Annotated in this window: 1 protein-coding gene and 1 pseudogene; both read left to right on the top strand. The window is 69.0% G+C overall.

The features are described 5' to 3' along the window. Positions 1 to 666, top strand: a pseudogene (locus JCM19049_RS15520) (DNA helicase); the annotation flags it as partial. A gap of 59 nt (positions 667 to 725) precedes the next feature. Beyond that, positions 726 to 951: hypothetical protein (locus JCM19049_RS15515; protein WP_279403369.1), on the top strand; the 226-nt coding region annotated here is incomplete at its 3' end.

The raw sequence follows: 951 nt of genomic DNA, 5'->3' as shown, positions 1-951 counted from the left end.
CAGCTCAAGCGCGCCGCCCAGCTTGGCGCGTTCAGCAAGGAGCACACCTCCAGCCCCTGGCACGGGGCGCCGCTGCGCAACCAGGAGCAGACCGAACAGGCCCTGGCCCTGGCTTCGGGGCTGGGCCGGGACCTGCCGATCCTGCACGAGCACATGGTGGAGGTCGCCCAGAAGTCCCAGATCCGCCTGGAGGAGACCTACGACAAGTGGGGGGACCAGCTGGCCCTGCTGGTGGCCGTGCGCGGCTCGCTGGACAAGTTCGAGCCGGACATCTTCGAAGGCGACATCGATGACCTGATCGCCGCGACCGCCTCCAGCCAGTGGCGGCGCGAGCACGGGGTGGAGATGGGCTCCATTGTCCGCTCCCGGCTGCGCAAGATCGCCAAGGAATACGTCCGTCCCGGCATGCATGTGCCGGACCTGCAGTCCGCCCTGCAGGCCATCAGCGAACAGCGTGAGGCCTGGCGCGTCTACGCCACCAGCCAGCGCAACCCGCAGGTGCCCGGCGGGCTGCTGGACGTGGAGGCCGGCTACCATGACGCCGGCTCCCGCATCGACTCGCTGGCCGGGATGCTGCCCACCCGGTTGGGCACCCGGCTGCGCGAAATGCCGGTCAAGGAGCTGATGAACACCATCGCCAGCCTGGTGGACCGCGCCGATGACTGAAGGAACTGCCCGAACGCACCATCATCTCCGAACAGCTGGCCGAGGCCGGGCTGGGGGATTTGCTCGCCGATTTCGCCGAGCGGGAGATCGACGCGGACGAGGTCGACGCCGAACTGGAGTTGGCCTGGTGGCAGTCCGCCCTGGAGGCGATGATCTCCGGGGATGACTTCCTGGCCATGAACGACGGCGCGAAGCTGGAGAAGATCGAGGCCGACTACCGCCTGGCCGACGGCGCCCACATCGCCGCCGGGCCCGAACGGATCCGCTGGGCGCTGGCCAAGACTG

This window comes from Arthrobacter sp. JCM 19049 (assembly GCF_001310435.1).
Note: the sequence above shows the minus strand (reverse complement) of the source record. Positions and strands in the feature narration are given on the sequence as shown.